General features: G+C 37.3%; 21 protein-coding genes, 16 tRNA genes and 4 riboswitches. Of the genes, 2 read left to right on the forward strand and 35 right to left on the reverse strand.

The genetic code is table 11. From position 1 onward, the window contains the following. Positions 1-15: 15 nt before the first annotated feature. The 17 genes from kdpB to tenA form a co-directional block, all read right to left on the reverse strand. On the reverse strand, positions 16-2,106 hold the full coding sequence (kdpB, locus tag AC1Q51_RS15020) for a potassium-transporting ATPase subunit KdpB (RefSeq protein ID WP_492331582.1): 2,091 nt from the start codon (positions 2,104-2,106) through the stop codon (positions 16-18). Positions 2,107-2,119: 13 nt separating this feature from the next. Continuing rightward, positions 2,120-3,787 carry a potassium-transporting ATPase subunit KdpA gene (kdpA, locus tag AC1Q51_RS15025; RefSeq protein ID WP_000638330.1) on the reverse strand — a complete coding sequence of 556 codons (1,668 nt, stop codon included), beginning with the start codon at positions 3,785-3,787 and terminating at the stop codon, positions 2,120-2,122. 19 nt (positions 3,788-3,806) lie between these two features. Then, on the reverse strand, positions 3,807-3,887 hold the full coding sequence (kdpF, locus tag AC1Q51_RS15030; protein WP_000973728.1) for a K(+)-transporting ATPase subunit F: 81 nt from the start codon (positions 3,885-3,887) through the stop codon (positions 3,807-3,809). Continuing rightward, entirely contained in the window at positions 3,884-3,988 is a 105-nt protein-coding gene (locus AC1Q51_RS15035; RefSeq protein WP_000887894.1) for a SipW-dependent-type signal peptide-containing protein, read from the reverse strand. The genes kdpF and AC1Q51_RS15035 overlap by 4 nt, the downstream gene beginning before the upstream one ends. A 100-nt stretch (positions 3,989-4,088) precedes the next feature. Further along, a riboswitch (cyclic di-AMP (ydaO/yuaA leader) is annotated at positions 4,089-4,234 on the reverse strand. 134 nt (positions 4,235-4,368) lie between these two features. Then, positions 4,369-4,491 carry a hypothetical protein gene (locus tag AC1Q51_RS15040; RefSeq protein ID WP_001034419.1) on the reverse strand — a complete coding sequence of 41 codons (123 nt, stop codon included), beginning with the start codon at positions 4,489-4,491 and terminating at the stop codon, positions 4,369-4,371. A 3-nt stretch (positions 4,492-4,494) separates the two neighbouring features. Next, positions 4,495-4,728: a hypothetical protein gene (locus AC1Q51_RS15045; protein WP_002025339.1), complete on the reverse strand. Its 234-nt coding sequence runs from the start codon at positions 4,726-4,728 to the stop codon at positions 4,495-4,497. A gap of 13 nt (positions 4,729-4,741) precedes the next feature. Next, positions 4,742-5,128 carry a hypothetical protein gene (locus tag AC1Q51_RS15050; protein WP_139213332.1) on the reverse strand — a complete coding sequence of 129 codons (387 nt, stop codon included), beginning with the start codon at positions 5,126-5,128 and terminating at the stop codon, positions 4,742-4,744. Positions 5,129-5,221: 93 nt separating this feature from the next. Further along, positions 5,222-5,369: riboswitch (cyclic di-AMP (ydaO/yuaA leader) on the reverse strand. An 85-nt stretch (positions 5,370-5,454) separates the two neighbouring features. Then, positions 5,455-6,267, reverse strand: a complete 813-nt coding sequence (gene thiD, locus AC1Q51_RS15055) for a bifunctional hydroxymethylpyrimidine kinase/phosphomethylpyrimidine kinase (RefSeq protein ID WP_090978436.1) — start codon at positions 6,265-6,267, stop codon at positions 5,455-5,457. A gap of 15 nt (positions 6,268-6,282) precedes the next feature. Further along, positions 6,283-7,302: a thiazole biosynthesis adenylyltransferase ThiF gene (gene thiF / locus AC1Q51_RS15060; protein ID WP_001065409.1), complete on the reverse strand. Its 1,020-nt coding sequence runs from the start codon at positions 7,300-7,302 to the stop codon at positions 6,283-6,285. Further along, positions 7,295-8,065 carry a thiazole synthase gene (gene thiG / locus AC1Q51_RS15065; RefSeq protein WP_000931980.1) on the reverse strand — a complete coding sequence of 257 codons (771 nt, stop codon included), beginning with the start codon at positions 8,063-8,065 and terminating at the stop codon, positions 7,295-7,297. Before thiG ends, thiF begins: the two co-directional genes overlap by 8 nt. 2 nt (positions 8,066-8,067) lie before the next feature. Continuing rightward, complete coding sequence (gene thiS, locus AC1Q51_RS15070; RefSeq protein WP_088022297.1) at positions 8,068-8,271, reverse strand: sulfur carrier protein ThiS; 204 nt, start codon at positions 8,269-8,271, stop codon at positions 8,068-8,070. Between the two features lie 15 nt (positions 8,272-8,286). Beyond that, the gene (gene thiO, locus AC1Q51_RS15075) at positions 8,287-9,396 is read right to left on the reverse strand and encodes a glycine oxidase ThiO (RefSeq protein WP_090978433.1); all 1,110 of its coding nucleotides are present in this window, start codon (positions 9,394-9,396) and stop codon (positions 8,287-8,289) included. Then, on the reverse strand, positions 9,389-10,009 hold the full coding sequence (gene tenI, locus AC1Q51_RS15080; RefSeq protein WP_000787167.1) for a thiazole tautomerase TenI: 621 nt from the start codon (positions 10,007-10,009) through the stop codon (positions 9,389-9,391). Before tenI ends, thiO begins: the two co-directional genes overlap by 8 nt. A gap of 10 nt (positions 10,010-10,019) precedes the next feature. Next, positions 10,020-11,021, reverse strand: coding sequence for an ABC transporter substrate-binding protein (locus tag AC1Q51_RS15085; protein WP_492331583.1), 1,002 nt, complete (start codon positions 11,019-11,021; stop codon positions 10,020-10,022). Then, positions 11,018-11,770, reverse strand: coding sequence for an ABC transporter permease (locus AC1Q51_RS15090; RefSeq protein WP_001080857.1), 753 nt, complete (start codon positions 11,768-11,770; stop codon positions 11,018-11,020). The genes AC1Q51_RS15085 and AC1Q51_RS15090 overlap by 4 nt, the downstream gene beginning before the upstream one ends. After that, entirely contained in the window at positions 11,770-12,519 is a 750-nt protein-coding gene (locus AC1Q51_RS15095) for an ABC transporter ATP-binding protein (protein WP_090978431.1), read from the reverse strand. The genes AC1Q51_RS15090 and AC1Q51_RS15095 overlap by 1 nt, the downstream gene beginning before the upstream one ends. Continuing rightward, positions 12,488-13,183, reverse strand: coding sequence for a thiaminase II (gene tenA, locus AC1Q51_RS15100; RefSeq protein WP_000666820.1), 696 nt, complete (start codon positions 13,181-13,183; stop codon positions 12,488-12,490). The genes AC1Q51_RS15095 and tenA overlap by 32 nt, the downstream gene beginning before the upstream one ends. Before the next feature lie 85 nt (positions 13,184-13,268). Next, positions 13,269-13,372, reverse strand: a riboswitch (TPP riboswitch). Between the two features lie 60 nt (positions 13,373-13,432). Further along, positions 13,433-13,544: riboswitch (TPP riboswitch) on the reverse strand. Between the two features lie 269 nt (positions 13,545-13,813). Here tenA and AC1Q51_RS15105 point away from each other — a divergent pair. Both AC1Q51_RS15105 and AC1Q51_RS15110 read left to right on the forward strand, forming a co-directional pair. Then, complete coding sequence (locus tag AC1Q51_RS15105; protein ID WP_001056045.1) at positions 13,814-14,968, forward strand: SH3 domain-containing protein; 1,155 nt, start codon at positions 13,814-13,816, stop codon at positions 14,966-14,968. A gap of 5 nt (positions 14,969-14,973) precedes the next feature. Further along, positions 14,974-15,312, forward strand: coding sequence for a hypothetical protein (locus AC1Q51_RS15110; RefSeq protein WP_001137818.1), 339 nt, complete (start codon positions 14,974-14,976; stop codon positions 15,310-15,312). Positions 15,313-15,552: 240 nt separating this feature from the next. Here AC1Q51_RS15110 and AC1Q51_RS15115 read toward each other — a convergent pair whose 3' ends face one another. The 18 genes from AC1Q51_RS15115 to AC1Q51_RS15200 form a co-directional block, all read right to left on the reverse strand. Next, positions 15,553-16,704 (reverse strand): DUF3965 domain-containing protein, encoded by a 1,152-nt coding sequence (locus AC1Q51_RS15115; protein ID WP_000648915.1) that lies wholly within the window; start codon positions 16,702-16,704, stop codon positions 15,553-15,555. 321 nt (positions 16,705-17,025) lie between these two features. After that, complete coding sequence (locus tag AC1Q51_RS15120; RefSeq protein ID WP_016513712.1) at positions 17,026-17,445, reverse strand: CBS domain-containing protein; 420 nt, start codon at positions 17,443-17,445, stop codon at positions 17,026-17,028. A 129-nt stretch (positions 17,446-17,574) separates the two neighbouring features. Then, positions 17,575-17,646: transfer RNA gene (locus AC1Q51_RS15125), tRNA-Glu, on the reverse strand. A 1-nt stretch (position 17,647) separates the two neighbouring features. Further along, positions 17,648-17,722 (reverse strand) — tRNA-Asn (locus tag AC1Q51_RS15130). 8 nt (positions 17,723-17,730) lie between these two features. Further along, a tRNA-Ile gene (locus AC1Q51_RS15135) sits at positions 17,731-17,807 on the reverse strand. A 10-nt stretch (positions 17,808-17,817) separates the two neighbouring features. Continuing rightward, positions 17,818-17,888 (reverse strand) — tRNA-Trp (locus AC1Q51_RS15140). A 6-nt stretch (positions 17,889-17,894) separates the two neighbouring features. Beyond that, positions 17,895-17,967 (reverse strand) — tRNA-Thr (locus AC1Q51_RS15145). Positions 17,968-17,977: 10 nt separating this feature from the next. Further along, positions 17,978-18,053: transfer RNA gene (locus AC1Q51_RS15150), tRNA-Phe, on the reverse strand. 9 nt (positions 18,054-18,062) lie between these two features. Beyond that, positions 18,063-18,138, reverse strand: a tRNA-Asp gene (locus AC1Q51_RS15155). Between the two features lie 3 nt (positions 18,139-18,141). After that, positions 18,142-18,218 (reverse strand) — tRNA-Met (locus tag AC1Q51_RS15160). Positions 18,219-18,237: 19 nt separating this feature from the next. Beyond that, positions 18,238-18,330, reverse strand: a tRNA-Ser gene (locus AC1Q51_RS15165). 53 nt (positions 18,331-18,383) lie between these two features. After that, positions 18,384-18,476: transfer RNA gene (locus AC1Q51_RS15170), tRNA-Ser, on the reverse strand. 20 nt (positions 18,477-18,496) lie between these two features. Beyond that, positions 18,497-18,569 (reverse strand) — tRNA-Ala (locus AC1Q51_RS15175). Positions 18,570-18,584: 15 nt separating this feature from the next. After that, a tRNA-Pro gene (locus AC1Q51_RS15180) sits at positions 18,585-18,658 on the reverse strand. A 10-nt stretch (positions 18,659-18,668) separates the two neighbouring features. Next, a tRNA-Arg gene (locus AC1Q51_RS15185) sits at positions 18,669-18,742 on the reverse strand. Between the two features lie 3 nt (positions 18,743-18,745). Next, positions 18,746-18,834 (reverse strand) — tRNA-Leu (locus tag AC1Q51_RS15190). 16 nt (positions 18,835-18,850) lie between these two features. Beyond that, a tRNA-Gly gene (locus AC1Q51_RS15195) sits at positions 18,851-18,925 on the reverse strand. 29 nt (positions 18,926-18,954) lie between these two features. Continuing rightward, positions 18,955-19,035: transfer RNA gene (locus AC1Q51_RS15200), tRNA-Leu, on the reverse strand. Positions 19,036-19,121 lie beyond the last annotated feature (86 nt).

Consider the following 19,121-nt stretch of genomic DNA (forward strand, 5'->3'; position numbering starts at 1 on the left):
TTTTTCCCCTCTTCCTTATATGAACAAGCCGACAATTATATCAATTACTTTAATTCCAATGAACGGAACGATAACTCCGCCAAGCCCATAAATAAGTAAGTTTCGGCTAAGCAATGCATTAGAACTCATCGGTTTATATGCAATACCTTTCATCGCTAACGGAATGAGTAATGGAATAATAACAGCGTTAAATATTAATGCTGATAAAATCGCTGACAGTGGTGATGTTAATTTCATAATGTTCAATGCTTCCATTTGCGGAATCGCAAGTGTAAACATCGCTGGAATAATCGCAAAATATTTCGCTATATCATTCGCAATACTAAACGTCGTTAACGCACCTCGGGTCATTAACAATTGCTTACCAATTCCTACAACCTCAATAATTTTCGTCGGATTCGAGTCTAAATCAATCATGTTCGCCGCTTCTTTCGCTGCTGTCGTACCACTATTCATCGCTAATCCAACGTCAGCCTGTGCTAATGCCGGAGCATCATTTGTACCATCACCTGTCATCGCTACAAGTTTCCCTTTATCTTGCTCTGCTTTAATAACCGCAATTTTATCTTCCGGTTTACACTCGGCAACGAATTCATCTACTCCAGCTTCTTTTGCAATGGTTGCTGCTGTTAACGGATTATCACCTGTACACATAACCGTTTTAATCCCCATTTGGCGCAACTGTTCAAAACGCTCACGCATACCCGGTTTTACTGTATCCTTTAAATAAATTAAACCGTAAATACGATTATCTACTGCAACTACAAGTGGTGTTCCGCCCTCTTTTGAAATTAAGTCTGCTTTTTGATTTACATCTTTCGGAATTGTTCCGCCTTGTGACTCAACCCATTCAATAACGGCACCTACAGCACCTTTTCTCACTTTCGTTCCGTCTTGTAAATCAACACCACTCATTCTCGTTTCTGCTTTAAACGGAACAAACTCACCTTGTTCTGCAAGTTCTCTATTATATGATATAGATTTTCCCTGCACATACTCGATAACAGATCGACCTTCTGGTGTTTCATCTAAAACAGAACTAATAGCGGCCCACTTTCCAACTTGCTCAATCGTTTCATTTCCTACAGGCAATAATGTATGAGCCATCCGGTTTCCAAAAGTAATTGTACCCGTTTTATCTAAAATAATTGTATTAATATCGCCCGCAGCTTCTACTGCTTTCCCTGACATCGCTAACACGTTAAATTTTGTCACCCGGTCCATCCCAGCAATACCAATCGCTGATAGCAAACCACCAATTGTCGTTGGAATTAAACAAACTAATAATGCAACTAGCACAGCAGTATCAATTTGAAACCCTAAATAATTTGTAAAAATCGGCAACGTCACAACGACGATCAAGAAAATAAGAGTTAAGCTCGTTAATACTGTATTTAAAGCAATCTCATTCGGCGTTTTTTGACGAGCAGCTCCTTCTACTAAAGAAATCATTTTGTCTATAAATGATTCACCAGGATTACTCGTAATGACAATTGTAATTTCATCACTTACGACCATCGTTCCACCTGTTACGGAACAAAAATCACCGCCTGCTTCTTTTATAACAGGAGCTGATTCCCCTGTAATTGCAGATTCATCTACAGATGCTAATCCTTTGATTACTTCGCCATCATTCGGAATCATTTCTCCTTGTTTTACGATAACAACGTCACCTTTTGTAAGATTAGTTGCTGAAACTTGGACAATGTCTCCATTTTCTTTTACAACATTTGCAAACACATCTTTCTTCGACTGCTTTAAAGAATCGGCTTGCGCTTTACCACGACCTTCTGCTAATGCTTCTGCAAAATTCGCAAATAAAACTGTAAATAATAGAATGAGAGAAACTGTTATATTAAACCAACCTGGTATACTACTAGAACTACTTGGAAGAAAAGATAAAATGAACGTAATGATGAATCCAATTTCCACAACGAACATAATCGGATTCTTTATCATGACTTTCGGATTCAATTTCGCAATGGATTGCTTCATCGCATGTGTTACGATATCACGATCCATCGTTTTCGCTTGTCTAACTTCATCTTCTACAGCATGTATTTGTGACTTATTTAATTGTTTTTCTTTTACTACTACCGGTCTCATCATTTACCCTCCATTACTTCAATGTAAGAAATTCTGCAATTGGTCCGAGTACTAACATCGGGAAGAATGTTAATGCACCGACAATTACAATTGTTCCGATGAAGATACCACCAAATAAACTATTATCTGTGCGGAACGTTCCGACTGTTTCTGGCACTACCGTTTTTTCTTTCAGCGAAGCTGCCACAGCTAGCATCGTAATTAAACTAAAGTAGCGTCCTAAAAACATAACTAAACCAGTCGTAATATTCCAAAACGGTGTATTATCTCCTAATCCTTCAAATCCAGATCCGTTATTCGCAGCTGACGATGTATACTCATATACAACTTGCGTTAAACCGTGGAAACCAGAATGAGAAATAGCATCCGTCCCTAAATTTGTTGAAAGAGCTAATGCCGAAAATCCTAAAATGAGCAATGGATGAAATAAAATCGTGACCGCGATTAATTTCATTTCCTTACCTTCAATCTTTTTACCTAAAAACTCTGGTGTCCGTCCAACCATTAACCCAGATATAAACACCGCGATAATTGCATACATAATAATATTTACAAAGCCTGCTCCAACTCCGCCATACACTGTATTTAACATCATATTTACAAGTGGAACTAGACCGCCAATTGGTGTTAACGTATCATGCATTGTATTAACAGCACCAGTTTCAGCAGCTGTCGTTACTGTTGCGTATAGTGAAGAAAATACTGTTCCAAATCGTACTTCTTTCCCTTCTGTACTTCCTTGTACATGTTCGATACCCATTCCATTTAATGCCGGATTCCCGTTTAGTTCAGATGTCGTAATCGTTATAAATCCTAGTAAAAACACCATAAAAAGTGACACGAAAAGGATGCGGCCTTGTTTTTTATTTCCGACCATTCGTCCGTACGTAAATGGAAGTGCTGTTGGTAATAACATCATAAGCATCATTTGCAAAATATTACTCATTTGTCCTGGATTTTCGAAAGGATGCGTAGAGTTTGCTCCGAAAAATCCACCGCCGTTATTTCCAAGTTCCTTAATGGAAACGAATGATGCAACAGGTCCACGTAAAATACTTTGCTTTGCACCTTCAATCGTTTGTGCTGTAACCGCCCCATCTAACGTTTGTGGTACACCAAGTGCGACAAAAACTAGTGCCGCAATAAATGCGATAGGAAGAAACACTCTCGTTAACGCTCTCGTAAAATCAACGAAAAAGTTACCAAGTTCTTTTCCAGCAAGTCCTCTTATAAAAGCCATAACGAGCGCTAATGTCGTTGCTGGTGCCGCAAACATTAAAAATGTAATTCCGATTAATTGTGATAAATAAGATAAACCATTTTCACCGCTATAATGCTGTAAGTTTGTATCAGCCATAAAACTAATTGCTGTATTAAAAGCGAGCGTAGGCTCCATCCCTTCAATATGCGCTGGATTTAGTGGCAGCACACCTTGTAATCTGAAAATGAAGTATACGACAACGATCATAAATCCATTTAATAAAACTAATGATAATGCGTACTGTTTCCACGTTTGATTGTATGCTTTTACACCCGTAATTTTAAAAATAAGTTTTTCAAAAGGCCCGAATACTTTATCTAACGTTTTGCTACCTTGAAAAGCTTTTTCTAAATAAATCCCCGTTGGCTTTGCTACTAAAATAAACAAGAGCATTGTAATAATGACTGCAACCCAAATCATAATGAATGATTCCCCCTAATTAAAACTTCTCTGGATTTAATAATGCATACACTAAATACACTGTAATTGCTGCGACAATAACCGATAAGACAATCATCATGATTGCTTTCCTTCTTTCACAACTTTATCTGACCAACTTGCAAGACTTGCCATCGATGCAACTAATAAAATAAAAATCCCGACCATTACAACATCTAACATAACTATCCCTCTCTTCTTTTTTGTAAAAATTTACCATCAAAATATTAAAAAAGAACACTGAGCTCTACTCAGTGTTCAAAAAATGAACAACAAAAAGTAAACCTCCTCTCTAAACGCTTACGAGGTTAGCTGTCGGATTCGGGCCTAAAGAGTAGCCCTACTTTCAAAACTGAAAGATTCACCCCAAGTGACGATGCACAAAATTGGTTCCCCCGCTCCATTTCTGGAACTCAGCGATTTTAGGTTTTTTTGGAAATTTTATGAATGATTTATGAGAGTAAATATACTCCTCTATATTTCACTTGTAAAGGGGTAAATTGCTGAAAATAATAATATTTACATTCATTTAAACGCTTACATTGAAGATTATTACTATTATTTCATCTATTTTCTTTATTTCTCTTTTCTTTTCTTAAAAATGACCTTTTAAATATGAAATAAAAAGAGCGAATGACATGAAGTGCATAGCCTGTTGCACTCAGCATTCGCTCTTTTTTATTCAACCTTTATTCTCCTCTTAAAAATGCACGTAAATTTCTCCCACGAATATAAACTTGTGTCAATTCTGCATGTAGCTGCTCATACTCGGTAATATCCATCTCTAAATACAAAGCATCTTTTGACGGTAATATAATATATGGCCCGGGAAAAAGAGGATCAATCTGAACCAATTCTTGAACTCGCTCTACCGATACTGCCCAACGATTTGCTATATCTCCAAGTAATAGTACCTTCATCATTTCTTCCCCCGCCCTATTCAAAAAATAAAAAAGAAATATTATCACAATTTGTAAACACGACAAACTTAGCTCCAATTGTTTCATAGAGCCTCGCTGGATATCGTTTATTCCTTGTAACAACAGTAATAGGTGCTTGAAAAAAAAAACGAATGTGTTCTGTGAAGAAACTAACGATTGGAAGCTCATCCCCTAGTAAAATGACCTTCTTAATACACTCACAAATACTAGTAAAATCCTGCTCCTTACTACAACTATAAGTCCAATCAAACCCACAATTCCTAACTTCAGCCGCTACCTCTTCATTTGCTGTAAAAATAACTAACTCATGTTGAAATGCAACTAGATCTCTTAAACTATTTACCTTACTTTCTTCTCCAACACAAATAAGTGTTAGTTCCATGTACCTCATCCTCCTTAGTATAAAAGAAATCAAACATAGATTGATATTCCCCTATACTAATCAGATCGATGAAGTGATGTATCCATCATGGCACCGTCCTCTCTCAAGACGCTTACGAAGTTAGCTGTCGGATTCGGGCTTTGAGAGTAGCCCTACTTTCAAATTTGAAAGATTCACCCCTAGTGACACTGCACAAATTGGTTCCTCCGCTCCATATAATTGGACTCAGCGTTTACAAAAAAATATATTCTGGCTGATATATTACTCCTGTATTTTGAAAAAGTAAACAGAAAAAAAGCCAGTTATAAAACTGGCTTTTCACTTATCTATACACGCGTTCTATTCACTTTATACGCAAAATGATTCGTCGGTCCATGACCACTACCAATATTCAATGGCTCTTCAATTGCTATACTAATAAATCGTTTTGCTTCTTGAACAGCATCTTCAATTGAGTATCCTTTCGCAAGTCCTGCTGTAACCGCTGAAGCAAATGTACACCCACTTCCGTGCGTTTGCTTTGAAGGAATTCGCTCGCTTCTAAACTCAATAAATTTTTCTCCATCAAAGAGGAAATCAATTACTTCATTACCTTGATATTCTGCATGTCCGCCCTTCATAAGCACATATTTAGCACCTAATTCGTGCAATACTTTTGCAGCTTCCTTACTATCTTCAACATTATGAATCTCCATCCCAGTTAACACTTCTGCTTCTGGGACATTCGGTGTTATAACAGTTGCTACTGGTAATAAATATTCTTTTAATGCTTGAACTGCTTCTTGCTGTAATAATGATGCACCGCCTTTTGCAATCATAACGGGATCTAGCACAATATTATTCCAGCCAAATTTTTTAATTTGTTCTGCAACAATTTGAATTATTTCACTACTAAATAACATTCCTAGTTTCACTGCATCTGGTGTTAAATCCGTACCAATTGAATTCAGCTGTTCTGTAATACCTTCTAACGGAACAGGATATACCCCTTGAACGCCAAGCGTGTTTTGAGCAGTAATTGCCGTCATAGCCGTCATTCCGTATACACCAAGCTCTTGGAATGTTTTTAAATCTGCCTGAATTCCAGCACCGCCGCCGCTATCAGACCCTGCAATTGTTAAAGCTTTATTCACTTTCATCCCACTCATCCTTTTCTATCCAAAATAGCGATGATAAATCGTTTTTGCTTCGCTTATATCTTTCGTTCCATGTACGAGCACACGGCCATCTTTAAAGGCGACTAACCTCTTGTCTTCAACAGAAAATGATAGTAAATATGGATTTACATTTAAATCATTCACGCGACCTTCCAGCAACTCTTTATATTGTTCAAAATTCATTTCCTCTTTATGAGGTGGTCTAATTTGAACTGTATTTCGCCCGCATAAAACTGCTGTTTTTGATGTGTTCTCTTTATTTAAATACGGATATAATGCATTCTCTCCGCATGAAGAACAATTATGCTGGCGAAGCTTTTGCACATTCATACATGAATACTCATTCTTCCACATATCAAACGATACAAGCCCATCTCGAAGTGATTCGTAATCTTCTACTAACAGTTTAAGAGCTTCTGTTACTTGATGAGAAACGACAAGAGATACAGCAGGTGATATAATACCCGCTGTATCACATGTTGCCCCGCCAAGCGGAATCGACTGCAATAAACATGATAAACATGGTGTTTTACTAGGAATGATTGTGTAAGAAAGACCGTAACTACCTACACATGCACCGTAAATCCATGGAATAGAATATTTTTGTGCTATATCATTCACAATAAAGCGTGTTTCGAAATTATCAGTCGCATCAATAATTACATCAACGTTTGTAACAAGTTCTTCTAGCTCTTCAGCTGTTACATCTTGAACGAGAGCTTTTATTGTTACATCGCTATTAATCTCTTCTAAACGTTTTTTAGCCGCTATAGCTTTTGGGAGATTATTCTTTACGTCGCTCTCTGCATACAATTGTTGTCTTTGTAAATTACTCCAATCTACATAATCACGGTCAACAATTGTTATCTTGCCAACACCCGCTCTTACAAACATCTCTGCATTTGCACTACCTAATGCACCTGCACCGATAATAAGTACATGCTTTTCTCTTATCTTTTGCTGCCCTTCTGCTCCAATTGGAGAAAATAGTTCTTGGCGAGAATATCGATTATTCAACTACGCTCATTCCTTCTAAAGGACTACTTGCAGTTGCACAGCGCTTACGTGCAATACGACCTGCTTCAAATCCTAAACGGCCTGCTTCAATACTTAGTTTCATTGCCTGCGCCATTTTAATAGGATCTTTTGCTCCTGATACAGCTGTATTTAATAACACGCCATCTGCTCCTAATTCCATTGCAAATGCCGCATCAGCTGGGCTACCAATACCAGCATCAACGATAACTGGTACTGTCGCTTGTTCAATAATGAAGCCCAAATTTAATGGATTTACAATACCAAGTCCTGATCCGATTGGAGATGCTCCTGGCATAATCGCATGCACGCCAAGCTCTTGTAATTTACGTGCTAATACAACATCATCAGATGTGTACGGAAGTACGATAAATCCTTCTTCCAGTAACATTTCAGATGCCTTTAACGTTTCTACCGGATCCGGTAATAACGTTCTATCATCACCAATAACTTCTACCTTTATCATGTCACAAAGCCCAGACGCTTTTGCTAATTTTGCAATGCGAACAGCCTCTTCAGCATTTTTTGCCCCTGCTGTATTTGGTAATAACGTATATTTTTTCACATCAAGTTTCTCTAATAAATTAGGTTGCTTTGCATCAAAGATATCCATACGACGTACTGCAAATGTTAAAATTTCAGCTTCAGAAACGTCAATTGCCTTTTGCTGTACGTCAAAATCAGGGAATTTACCTGTACCTAATAAAAGTCTAGAATGAAATGAAAATGGTCCAATGTTCAACATAATCAACCGCCTCCTACGAAAGTTACAATCTCAATTTGATCTCCATCAAAAACAGATGTATCTGTATGATCATCTTTTTGTAAAATATCTTTATTACGCTCTACTACAACAATTCTGTTATCTAACTCTAAATGTGTAAGTAACTCAGCTACTGTTTTTACACTCGCTGGCACTTCAATTTGGTTACCATTAATTTTTAATCTCAAACTTCCATCCCCTCTCTAAACTCTTCTAGAAAGCAATGAATCTAGCAAATGATTCTCTTGCTCTCCTTCTATTAAATCAGCCATATATTGGCCAGAAATAGGACTTAATAAAATACCGTTCCGATAATGGCCCGTGCAAGCATATAAACCTTTTATTTCTTCATGCTCTCCCATATAAGGAGCTTCATGATTCGATTGTGGTCTTAATCCTGCCCATGCGCTTTCCCATTCTGCTTCTTTTAAAGCTGGCAATATTGTATAAGCACGCTCCAATATAGAAGTTATACTTTCTGGCTGCACAGTTTTATTGAACGTATGTGGCTTCATTGTTGCCCCAATTACGTAACGTCCACCGCGCTTTGGAGCAATGTAAAATCTTTCTTGAAAAATAGGTGCTTTTAAAAGTTGTTTTCTACTTCTTACCGCAACCACTTCTCCTTTAACTGGATATGTACCCCAATCGCGGTGAAAATAACTGAGTAACTTCGTGCTCCATGAACCTCCTGCAATAACGACTTTCTCACATGTGACAATACCTTCGCTCGTAAAAATTCCGGTCACTTTATTATTTTCAATACGAATATCAAACACTTCTGTCTGTTCATATATATCAGCACCTGACATTGCCGCAGAATGTGCGAATGCTTTCGTAAGCTCTGGTGCAATAACATGACCGTCTTTCGGATAATATACTGCTCCTATAATAGATTCGGATAGATACGGCTCTTTTTCCCGCACATGGTCTCCCGTTAGAAAATAGGAATCTTCACCTGTTTTTTGCTGCCAATCCATAATGTGAAGAATTCTTTCCTTCTCATCTTCATTTTGAGCAATACGATAAATTCCTTTTTCTTCATATCCAATATCAATACCCGTCTTTTCACGTAAAACTGCTGCAAGTTGTGGAAATATAGCTCGGCTTTCTCTAGCAAGTTCAAATAGCGGATCATACGCATCCCATTCTGCCTGAACACCAAGTAGACCAGCAGCTGCTTTTGAAGCTTCCGATGCAATTCTTTGCTTCTCTACAATCGCTACTTTATGTCCTCTTTCTGCTAGAAAATGTGCAACTGAACTACCAATTACACCACCACCAATAATCGCTACATCATACTTCTCACACATGTTTTTCCGCCCACTTTCTTATTGATTCCTTATAAGATTTCGCTTTGCTATACGGGTCACTACTACTTACAATTCCGGACATAACTGCTATACCGCTTACACCGTTAGTAAGGACATCCACTGCGTTTTCTGGAGTAATTCCTCCAATTGCTGTAATCGGTATAGATAAACACCTTGCAATGTCAGAAATTTCTTCAAGCCCTCTCGCTGGCACACCTTTTTTACAATCTGTCGGAAATACATGACCATAAACGAGTGAATCTGCTCCATTTTTAAATGCTACTATCGCTTCATCTAGCGAATGCACAGAATAACCGACATGCAAATACGAAAACTTTTCTTTCACTGACTTTACATCTGTGCTTCGATACCCTAGTTGAACACGAGGAATATTTAATAAAATTGCAATATCAATTCGATCATTTATGACAATTTTAGAAGCCGGAAAGCCTTCCATTAAAAGACTTTCCACACCTTCATATAACTCCTTCGTACTCTTCTCACGCTCACGAATATGCAAATAATCAATCTCACTCTCAATTTGCATCGCTACATTCACTAACTCTTCGAATGGCATATGGCCATTTGAGATTACGTGGAGCTCATTTTTCATATTCATTCGCCTACTTTAAAATATTTTCGAATAGTTCATCGGCTGGAACGGTTTCTTTCGTCATTCCTTTGTCCTTCAGCCATTTATTTTGTTTCTCCCAAGATTCTTTTGAATCTGATAAAAATGGCTCATCTTTCGTTTCCATCTTCTCTAATAAAATTTTCATACTTTCCTTTTCAACTTCTGGCACAAGTGGGAAGTTTTCTTTTTCTTGATGATTTAATAAAATATTCAATGCTTCATCTGGGTTTTTCTTCATGAAATCATAGCCTTTTTTCGTACCACGTAAGAAAGCTTGCAACGCTTCTTTATCTTTTTTCAACGTTTTATCACCTGTTACAAACACAAGTTCATGATAGTTCGGTACTCCGTAATCAGCTGGATTAAAGTAAGCTGGTTCATGGCCTTCATGACGCATAACCGGTACTTCATGATTAATGTATGCCCCTGTTACCGCATCCACTTTTTTCGTAATTAAGGCTGGTACTAAATCAAATCCAACATCAACTACTTTCACTGTATCAGGATTACCACCAGCTTCTTTTACCATCGTTTTTAAATACATCCCACTTAAAGGTGTTCCAGAATATCCTACTGTTTTTCCTTCTAAATCTTTCGGTGATTGAATACCCGCTGATTTCAGCGATACGACATGATTTAATGGTGAACGTACGACAGCCCCAATTGATTTCACTGGAATTTGCTCATTTGCTCTTGCCATAACAACATCTGGCTGATAATACAAGCCAACTGTCACCTTCCCTGCTGCTGCCAATGTTAATGGATCAGTCGGATTAGAAGGGAATTTAATATTTACCTTTACACCTTCTTCTTTAAAGTATCCTTTTTCAATTGCTGCATAAATAAAGCTATGTACCGCATTTGGATACCAATCTAACATGACTGTTATTTCTTTCTCTTTTTTACTTTTTTCTGATGCTGAATTACTCGAACATCCTGTAATCATTGCAATTAATAATGTAAACACAAAGATGCGCTTTAAAAATTTCATGAATGCTTCCTCCAACTAATGAATTTCTTTTCTAATATGGAAATAAGTACGACGAAGAAAATAGCTAATAATGATAACAATACAATGGGTGCAAATACGCCAGCTCCATCTAACTGCGTCATCATTCTCTTACTGAAATATCCAAGTCCAGCTTGTGCACCGAGCCATTCTCCAATTGCTGCTCCGATAACACTAAGCGGAACTGCAATTTTTAAAGCTGAGAAAAAATAAGGAAGAGCAGACGGCAACTTTAATTTAAGAAAAATATCTCTTTTCGTTGCTCCATATGTAACTAAGAGCTCCTCCCATTCTTTTTTTGTACTACGCAGTCCATCATACGTATTGACCGCAATCGGGAAAAACGTAATTAAAACTGTGACAACAACCTTACTCCAAATTGTGTATCCAAACCATAAAACAAATAGCGGAGCAAGCGCAGTAATCGGAATCGTTTGTGAAGCAACTAATAATGGATAAAATGCTCTTTCCATCCATGTACTCGCATTCATTAACATCGCTAGCCCTACACCTAATACGATAGAAATAACAACACCTATTAAAACGACGTATAACGTTGCAGGTAAATGAACCGTAAATAATATGTCTTTTAGTTTCCATATCTTCATTACAATCGCAGACGGTGACGGTAAAATGTACATCTCATCTACAATTCTTGCTCCTATTTCCCACACAGCTAGTAAAATACTAGAAAGTGTAATAGCAGGAACTAATTCTTTCAATCGGTTCATCACACAAGTACCTGCCTTTGTAACATACTAAGAAGCTCATCTTTCAGCGCTAATACTTCCGGTTTATATAAATCTTTTCGTGTTCTGTTATGATCAAGTGGTACAATCCGCTCAGTCAAAGTCGTTATCGGCTGCTGTTCCACTACTAAAACTCGGTTCGAAAGAAATAACGCTTCTTCAACATCATGAGTAATGAATAAAATTGTTTTTTCCCACTCTTGCCATTGTTCAAACAGCCATTCTTGCAAAGAGGCCTTCGTTAAAGCATCTAACGCGCTAAACGGTTCATCTAATAACAATATCTCCCCGCCCGTTAACAAAGTTCGGATAAAAGATACGCGTTGCCTCATACCACCAGATAAATCTTTCGGATGTTTTGTCTCATATCCTTGTAAACCAAATTTATATAACAGTTCCTTTGCCTTTACTTGGGCTTCTTTCTTCTGTACACCTTGGCACTCTAGCGGCAGAGCAGCATTCTCAATAATTGTTCTCCACGGCAAAAGCATATCTTTTTGCGGCATATATCCTACAGGATGGTGCTTTGTTTCTGTCAGTTCTATCTTTCCAATACTTACCTTATCTAGGCCTGTAATAAGGCGAAATAAAGTACTTTTCCCACATCCACTCGGTCCGATAATACTGACAAACTCTTTCTCATGTATAGAAGCATTTAATTCATGGATGATTGGTTTCTCATCGTAATGAAAAGAAACATTATGAAACTGTAGTATGTTCTTGCTCCTCAAATCCCCACATCTCCTTACGATAGGACATATCCCAGAATAAATATTCAAATCGACTGGAATATAAGAAAATCTCCTCTAATCTATCTAGTTCTTTCTCAGACTTTCCAACTGCCATTTCATTTAATAAATCTATTAACCAAATACAAAGATTACCGTATTCTTCCGAACTATATCCTTGAATCCACTCACCAAAAAACTCATGATCTCTTGCTCCAGGAATATCATTTAAACGCTTTCCAATTTCCCAGTAGCTCCACATACATGGAAGAAGCGCTGCTATTAATTCTGCAAGTGTGCCATTTTGAGATACAGACATCATGTAATTTGTATAAGCTAAATTTTTAGCAGATGGTTTCGCAGACTCTATATCCTCTATAGAAATTCCAAGTCTTTTTGCATATTGTTTATGGATTGTCATTTCGCCATTTAATATCCCATCAATTTGTTCAGCGAACTTTCCCATTACTTGTGGATTCGTTGCTTTTACAACACCAATCGCATATAACTTTGCATAATCTAGCAGATATAAATAATCTTGAATAATATAATACTGGAATTTATCTTTTTCTAACGTGCCATCTCCCATACCCACTACAAACGGATGATTATGACTCATCTCCCAAACCGGTTGCACAGTTTCTAATAATCTATCGCAAAATTTCATTTCTCTATCCCCTTTCAATATATGTATCTAAATAAAAAACCACTTCTATATATAAGAAGTGGTTACAGCAAATAAAATTATACATTTATTCGATGTTCCACTTCCCTTCGCTAGTATTACCTAGATCAGGTGTTATAAGGGTTAAGGATTATTCCTCTCTCAGCAAATCAAGCACCCCTAGTGGTTTCAATATGAAATTTTTAAATAAAAAAGCCCCGTTTCTATACGCAAAGAAACGGGGACTCATTGTTAGTGTCCGAATTGCTTCCCTACGCTAGCATAATCTAGATCAGGTAATAAAAAGGATCAAAGGCTTACGGCCTACTCTCAGCTGGCAACACCAGCTCTCCTAGCAAACTATAAAATTATCACTGTCAGTATAACACCCTAATAAGACATCATCAACTGTTTTAATTTTCTTAATTATCAACAAAATATTGAAGTTATACAATACATACATTCTATTTTAGAAAATAAAACCCAAATTAATTGTATAAAAAGGAATCATTATCCTCAAAAAATTTATTTTTATATTGATTTCATATTACATTTATGTGAATACACCCACTATATTATATCTTTATACTATAATAAAATTACAACTATACAACTAGAGGAGGTCTCTATTCCATGAATATGAAAGCTACGGCTTTAACAGCAACTACTGTAGCGATTGCTTCTTTACTTCCTTCTATGGGTGAAACAAATGTACAAAAAGCAAACGCTGAACAATTATCTAATGTTAAAACTGGGTATGTCAAAGTCGATCAAGTAGCATTACATACAGAAGATAACGTAAAAAGCACATCAATTGATACAATTCGCTTTAATACAAAAGTGAACATCCTTGAAACAACTAATGGTTGGTATAAAGTATCTGTTCATAATAAAGTAGGTTATGTACAAAAAGATGCTATTTTACTAAAAAACAAACTTCAATCTAATGATCAATACATCGTCAATGCTAATGCATTAAACGTTCGCTCTGAACCTAATTTAGAATCTTCCATTTTAGATGTATTACCAAATGGCAAGTTTATTACCGTTCAAGAAGATCAAGGCGAATGGTATAAAATATCACATAATGGCCAAACGGGTTACGTACAAAAAGCATTCATCTCTAATGGTTCACAACCCTTAGTAAAAGGAATCACCGTTCAAAATAATACAAAATATACTGTTGCAACACCTAATCTGAATGTACGTAGCAACACTAGTACAAGTAGCGCTCTACTCGGTTCATTACAAAACGGTACACAAGTACAAGTAGTAGAAACTGTAGGAACTTGGTATAAAATTCGTTTTGGCACAGGATACGGATATGTAGCAAAACACTATGTAGTACAAAATCAACCACAGGCTAAAACAGATCAGCCTTCATCTATTCCAGCTGCTTTCAAATTCCCTGCTCAAGGAAGAATTAGCTCAACCTTTGATATACGCTGGGAACAAATGCATTATGGTATAGATATTGCTGCTCCAGGGAACGTCTCTATCCAAGCTGCTGCTGCAGGTAAAGTTGTGAAATCTTATTATTCAGCTAGCTATGGCAATGTTGTGTTCATTGCGCATCAAATCAATGGGAAATTATATACAACTGTTTATGCTCATATGAAGGATCGCACTGTACAAACTGGTGATCAAGTACAAGCTGGACAATTAGTAGGTCATATGGGCAACACAGGTCATTCATACGGGCAACATCTTCATTTTGAATTACATAATGGAGAATGGAATTTTGAAAAAACAAATGCAGTAAATCCACTGCCATATTTAGTTAGGTAAATTGTATGCCACGCAATATACCTCTTATAATTGAATACGCAGCCTTTTTAGGTTTAATCTGTTGTTTAATCATTTACAATACAAACATTGTATTTTTATCTATTATTATTGCTTTTGTTGCATTAGAAATTATGATGGAATCATTTCAAGTGCAACTAAAACAAAAAATTGCCCATATTTATAACGCTATATTTCTTTTGAGTGCTCTCATAACAAATATAATTAGTAATGGCTTTTATTTATCTACTGTATTTCCAGTATTCTTTATGGCTGTTTTATTATTTGTAGCTAGATATATTAATGTCCCTTATAACCAAAAACAAAAACAAGAACAAGAAGCTTAGAAAGAGGAGACACTGTGTACCAATCTTTCAAAGATACTCCAATAAAATACATATTGCATTTGTATAAGAAAGCCAATACTTTTTTTGGTATACAAGGAAGTTATACTGCACAACTTCTTCTATATGGAATGTTGTTTCTTGTTTTAATCACTTTCTCCTTGTTTTACTAACAAAAAAGGATCTCACATAAACTGGAGATCCTTTTTAATTTATATTAATTTTTCATATCGAAAATATTGTTTATCCACAAGCATATTTTTCATAAATAAAGCTCAGATTATATTTTTTCTCTAAGCTCATTCGTTGTTCGTCATCGCACCAATAGAAAAGAATATCATGAATCGTTGCGTAACGCTTATTTTTAAGAAATAGCCTAAAGAATGATGGTAAACAATCATGTAATTGTATAAATATATAATTGCGTAGTGTTTCTTCTTTATATTCAATGCCCTTACAAATATACAGTAATTCTTCACAATAATATGCATGCTGTGGAACTTGTATCATCTCGAAAAATGGCACATAAGATAGTAGCTTTCCAATAAAATGACCGTATCGATCCATTACTCCTATCGTCATATGCTCCATCATTTCTTTCATTACATATAAATAATCATCTACATGTGTTGTCTTTAATGGGTCTAAGCGATCGGAAATTTGAGATAATACAGCTCTTTGACATGCTAAAACTGCCTGACTAGGTCCATAATATGATAGGAAATCTGTACACTTACGATATTTCCGTAATAAATCATGTGTATATAAATCATATACGAAAGTATTACAATACATTGCTAAACTCATCATATCACTATTTAATTGCTCTTTTGATAATGATTTCGCTCTCTTGCACATATAAAAGAATGTAAATTCCAATACTTCTTTATGAGATAATAAATGTTTACAATCGGTTATACATTTCTCATTAAATTTAACTCTATCCCAAATTTCAATATCCCTATCTGTCAATTCACCTATACGATATTTAATAATTAAATAGTTTAAAGCAACTGATTGCGTCAAAAGATCCCATGTTTCATATTCCAATGAAGTATGAACAAACTCAGCTAATCCTTGTGCTATCATAAAAGCATTTGCCTCTTCATACCAACCAATCTCTTGGCATAAGCGAAGAATACGCACTAAAGTTGGAATTTCATCTTTATGAAACTGCGGTAAATTCTTTACTTTATTCATGCCATATACGATAAATGCCGCTAAATTTTCTTCTTTATAAAATTCTTTCTCTTTCCATACTAATATAGTTCGTTCTTTCCCCTCACCTTTTGGGTGACAAGGTACAAGCAAAGAAAATAATTCAGCAAAATTATTTGGTTCTATATATGTATCTGTAACCAAATTCCAATTTGGATCGCCCTGTACAGCCTTCATATAATTCCCCTTCCCTTTTCATCTATGTAGGAAATATTAATTTATTATCGTACCACTAAAAATTAATATTGTTATATTCAAAATCTCTCATAATACTTATATCTATCAGTATATCATCTTTTCTCTTATTAAAAATGAAGAATAACAAATTTAAAAAAACTGTGGAAATTATTAACCATATACTTATTATATAATGCCTCAGATACATCACGCTAACATATTAGTTTAATCCATATATACTAGAATAATGCATCTGAACTTTATATATAATTTAGCTCTTTATGAGTGACCATTAAAATCTCGGTTAATTAAAGTTTCAATTTACTCTGTACGCTCTGAGATTTCGCTCAAGGCAAATCCAGCTTGATCATCTGCCGATTCCCTTATAGCTAAATCCCCTAGTGCTAACATGCCAATAAGCTGACCACTATCAACTACTGGTAACCGTCTAATTTGATACTGTGCCATTAGCTCTGTAGCTTTTTCAATAGAATCATTTGGAGAAACTGAGATAATATTTGTTGTCATTACATTTGTAATTTTATTAGATCCAGGATGTTTTTCAGCAATCCCTCGAACAACTAAATCTCGATCAGTAACAAGCCCAATAACTTGCTCATTTTCAACAACAGGAATTAACCCAACCGATTCTTCCTTCATTTTTACAGCTGCCTCATATACATTGTCTAGCGGTGTACAATGTACAATATGGGTACTCATTAAGTCTCTAACTCGTGTCATTATTTATTTCCTCCTTTTTATACATACCATAGCTTTTCCAAAATTCCTTTATTTATTTCTGGAAAGTAACATGATAAAAAGGATCAACAAAATAAAAAAGAGCCAGCATAATGCTGACTCTTTTTTGTATGACCCGTACGGGATTCGAACCCGTGTTACCGCCGTGAAAGGGCGGTGTCTTAACCACTTGACCAACGGGCCATGGCTCCGCAGGTAGGACTCGAACCTACGACCGATCGGTTAACAGCCGATAGCTCTACCACTGAGCTACTGCGGAATAATATATGGTGGGCCTAAATGGACTCGAACCATCGACCTCACGCTTATCAGGCGTGCGCTCTAACCAGCTGAGCTATAGGCCCATATACTTTACAGGGGCAGTAGGAATCGAACCCACACTGGAGGTTTTGGAGACCTCAGTTCTACCTTTAAACTATGCCCCTAAATGATGCCGGCTAGAGGACTTGAACCCCCAACCTACTGATTACAAGTCAGTTGCTCTACCAATTGAGCTAAGCCGGCATAAAAAAAATGGTGGCTCGGGACGGAATCGAACCGCCGACACGAGGATTTTCAGTCCTCTGCTCTACCGACTGAGCTACCGAGCCTTATTAAAATGGCGGTCCCGACCGGGGTCGAACCGGCGATCTCCTGCGTGACAGGCAGGCATGTTAACCACTACACCACGGGACCATTTGGTTGCGGGGACAGGATTTGAACCTGCGACCTTCGGGTTATGAGCCCGACGAGCTACCGTACTGCTCCACCCCGCGACAATATTAAATTAAAAAATGGAGGAGGTAGAGGGATTCGAACCCCCGCGCGACTCTCGCCGCCTGTCGGTTTTCAAGACCGATCCCTTCAGCCGAACTTGGGTATACCTCCATGAAGGAAAAAAATAAATATTTATTATTATATGTCTAAACCATTTTTAAAAATGGAGGAGGTAGAGGGATTCGAACCCCCGCGCGATTCTCACCGCCTGTCGGTTTTCAAGACCGATCCCTTCAGCCGAACTTGGGTATACCTCCGAGACATATATTAAATAAAGTGGAGCCTAGCGGGATCGAACCGCTGACCTCCTGCGTGCAAGGCAGGCGCTCTCCCAGCTGAGCTAAGGCCCCATGTTTTTTGGAATATCGGGAAGACAGGATTTGAACCTGCGACCCCCTGGTCCCAAACCAGGTGCTCTACCAAGCTGAGCCACTTCCCGTTAATAAAAGCGCGCCCGAGAGGAGTCGAACCCCTAACCTCTTGATCCGTAGTCAAACGCTCTATCCAATTGAGCTACGGGCGCATATGGTGCCGAGGGCGGGGGTCGAACCCGCACGGTGGTCACCCACCGCAGGATTTTAAGTCCTGTGCGTCTGCCTGTTCCGCCACCCCGGCATGTCATATTGAAAATTGGAGCGGAAGACGGGATTCGAACCCGCGACCCCAACCTTGGCAAGGTTGTATTCTACCACTGAACTACTTCCGCAAGACATGTATGAGTTATTTTATTAAAAGTGCGGGTGAAGGGATTCGAACCCCCACGCCAAAGGCGCTAGATCCTAAGTCTAGTGCGTCTGCCAATTCCGCCACACCCGCATGTTTTATTAAAATGGTGAGCCATGAAGGATTCGAACCTTCGACCCTCTGATTAAAAGTCAGATGCTCTACCAACTGAGCTAATG

The organism is Bacillus sp. MT94, assembly GCF_058792475.1.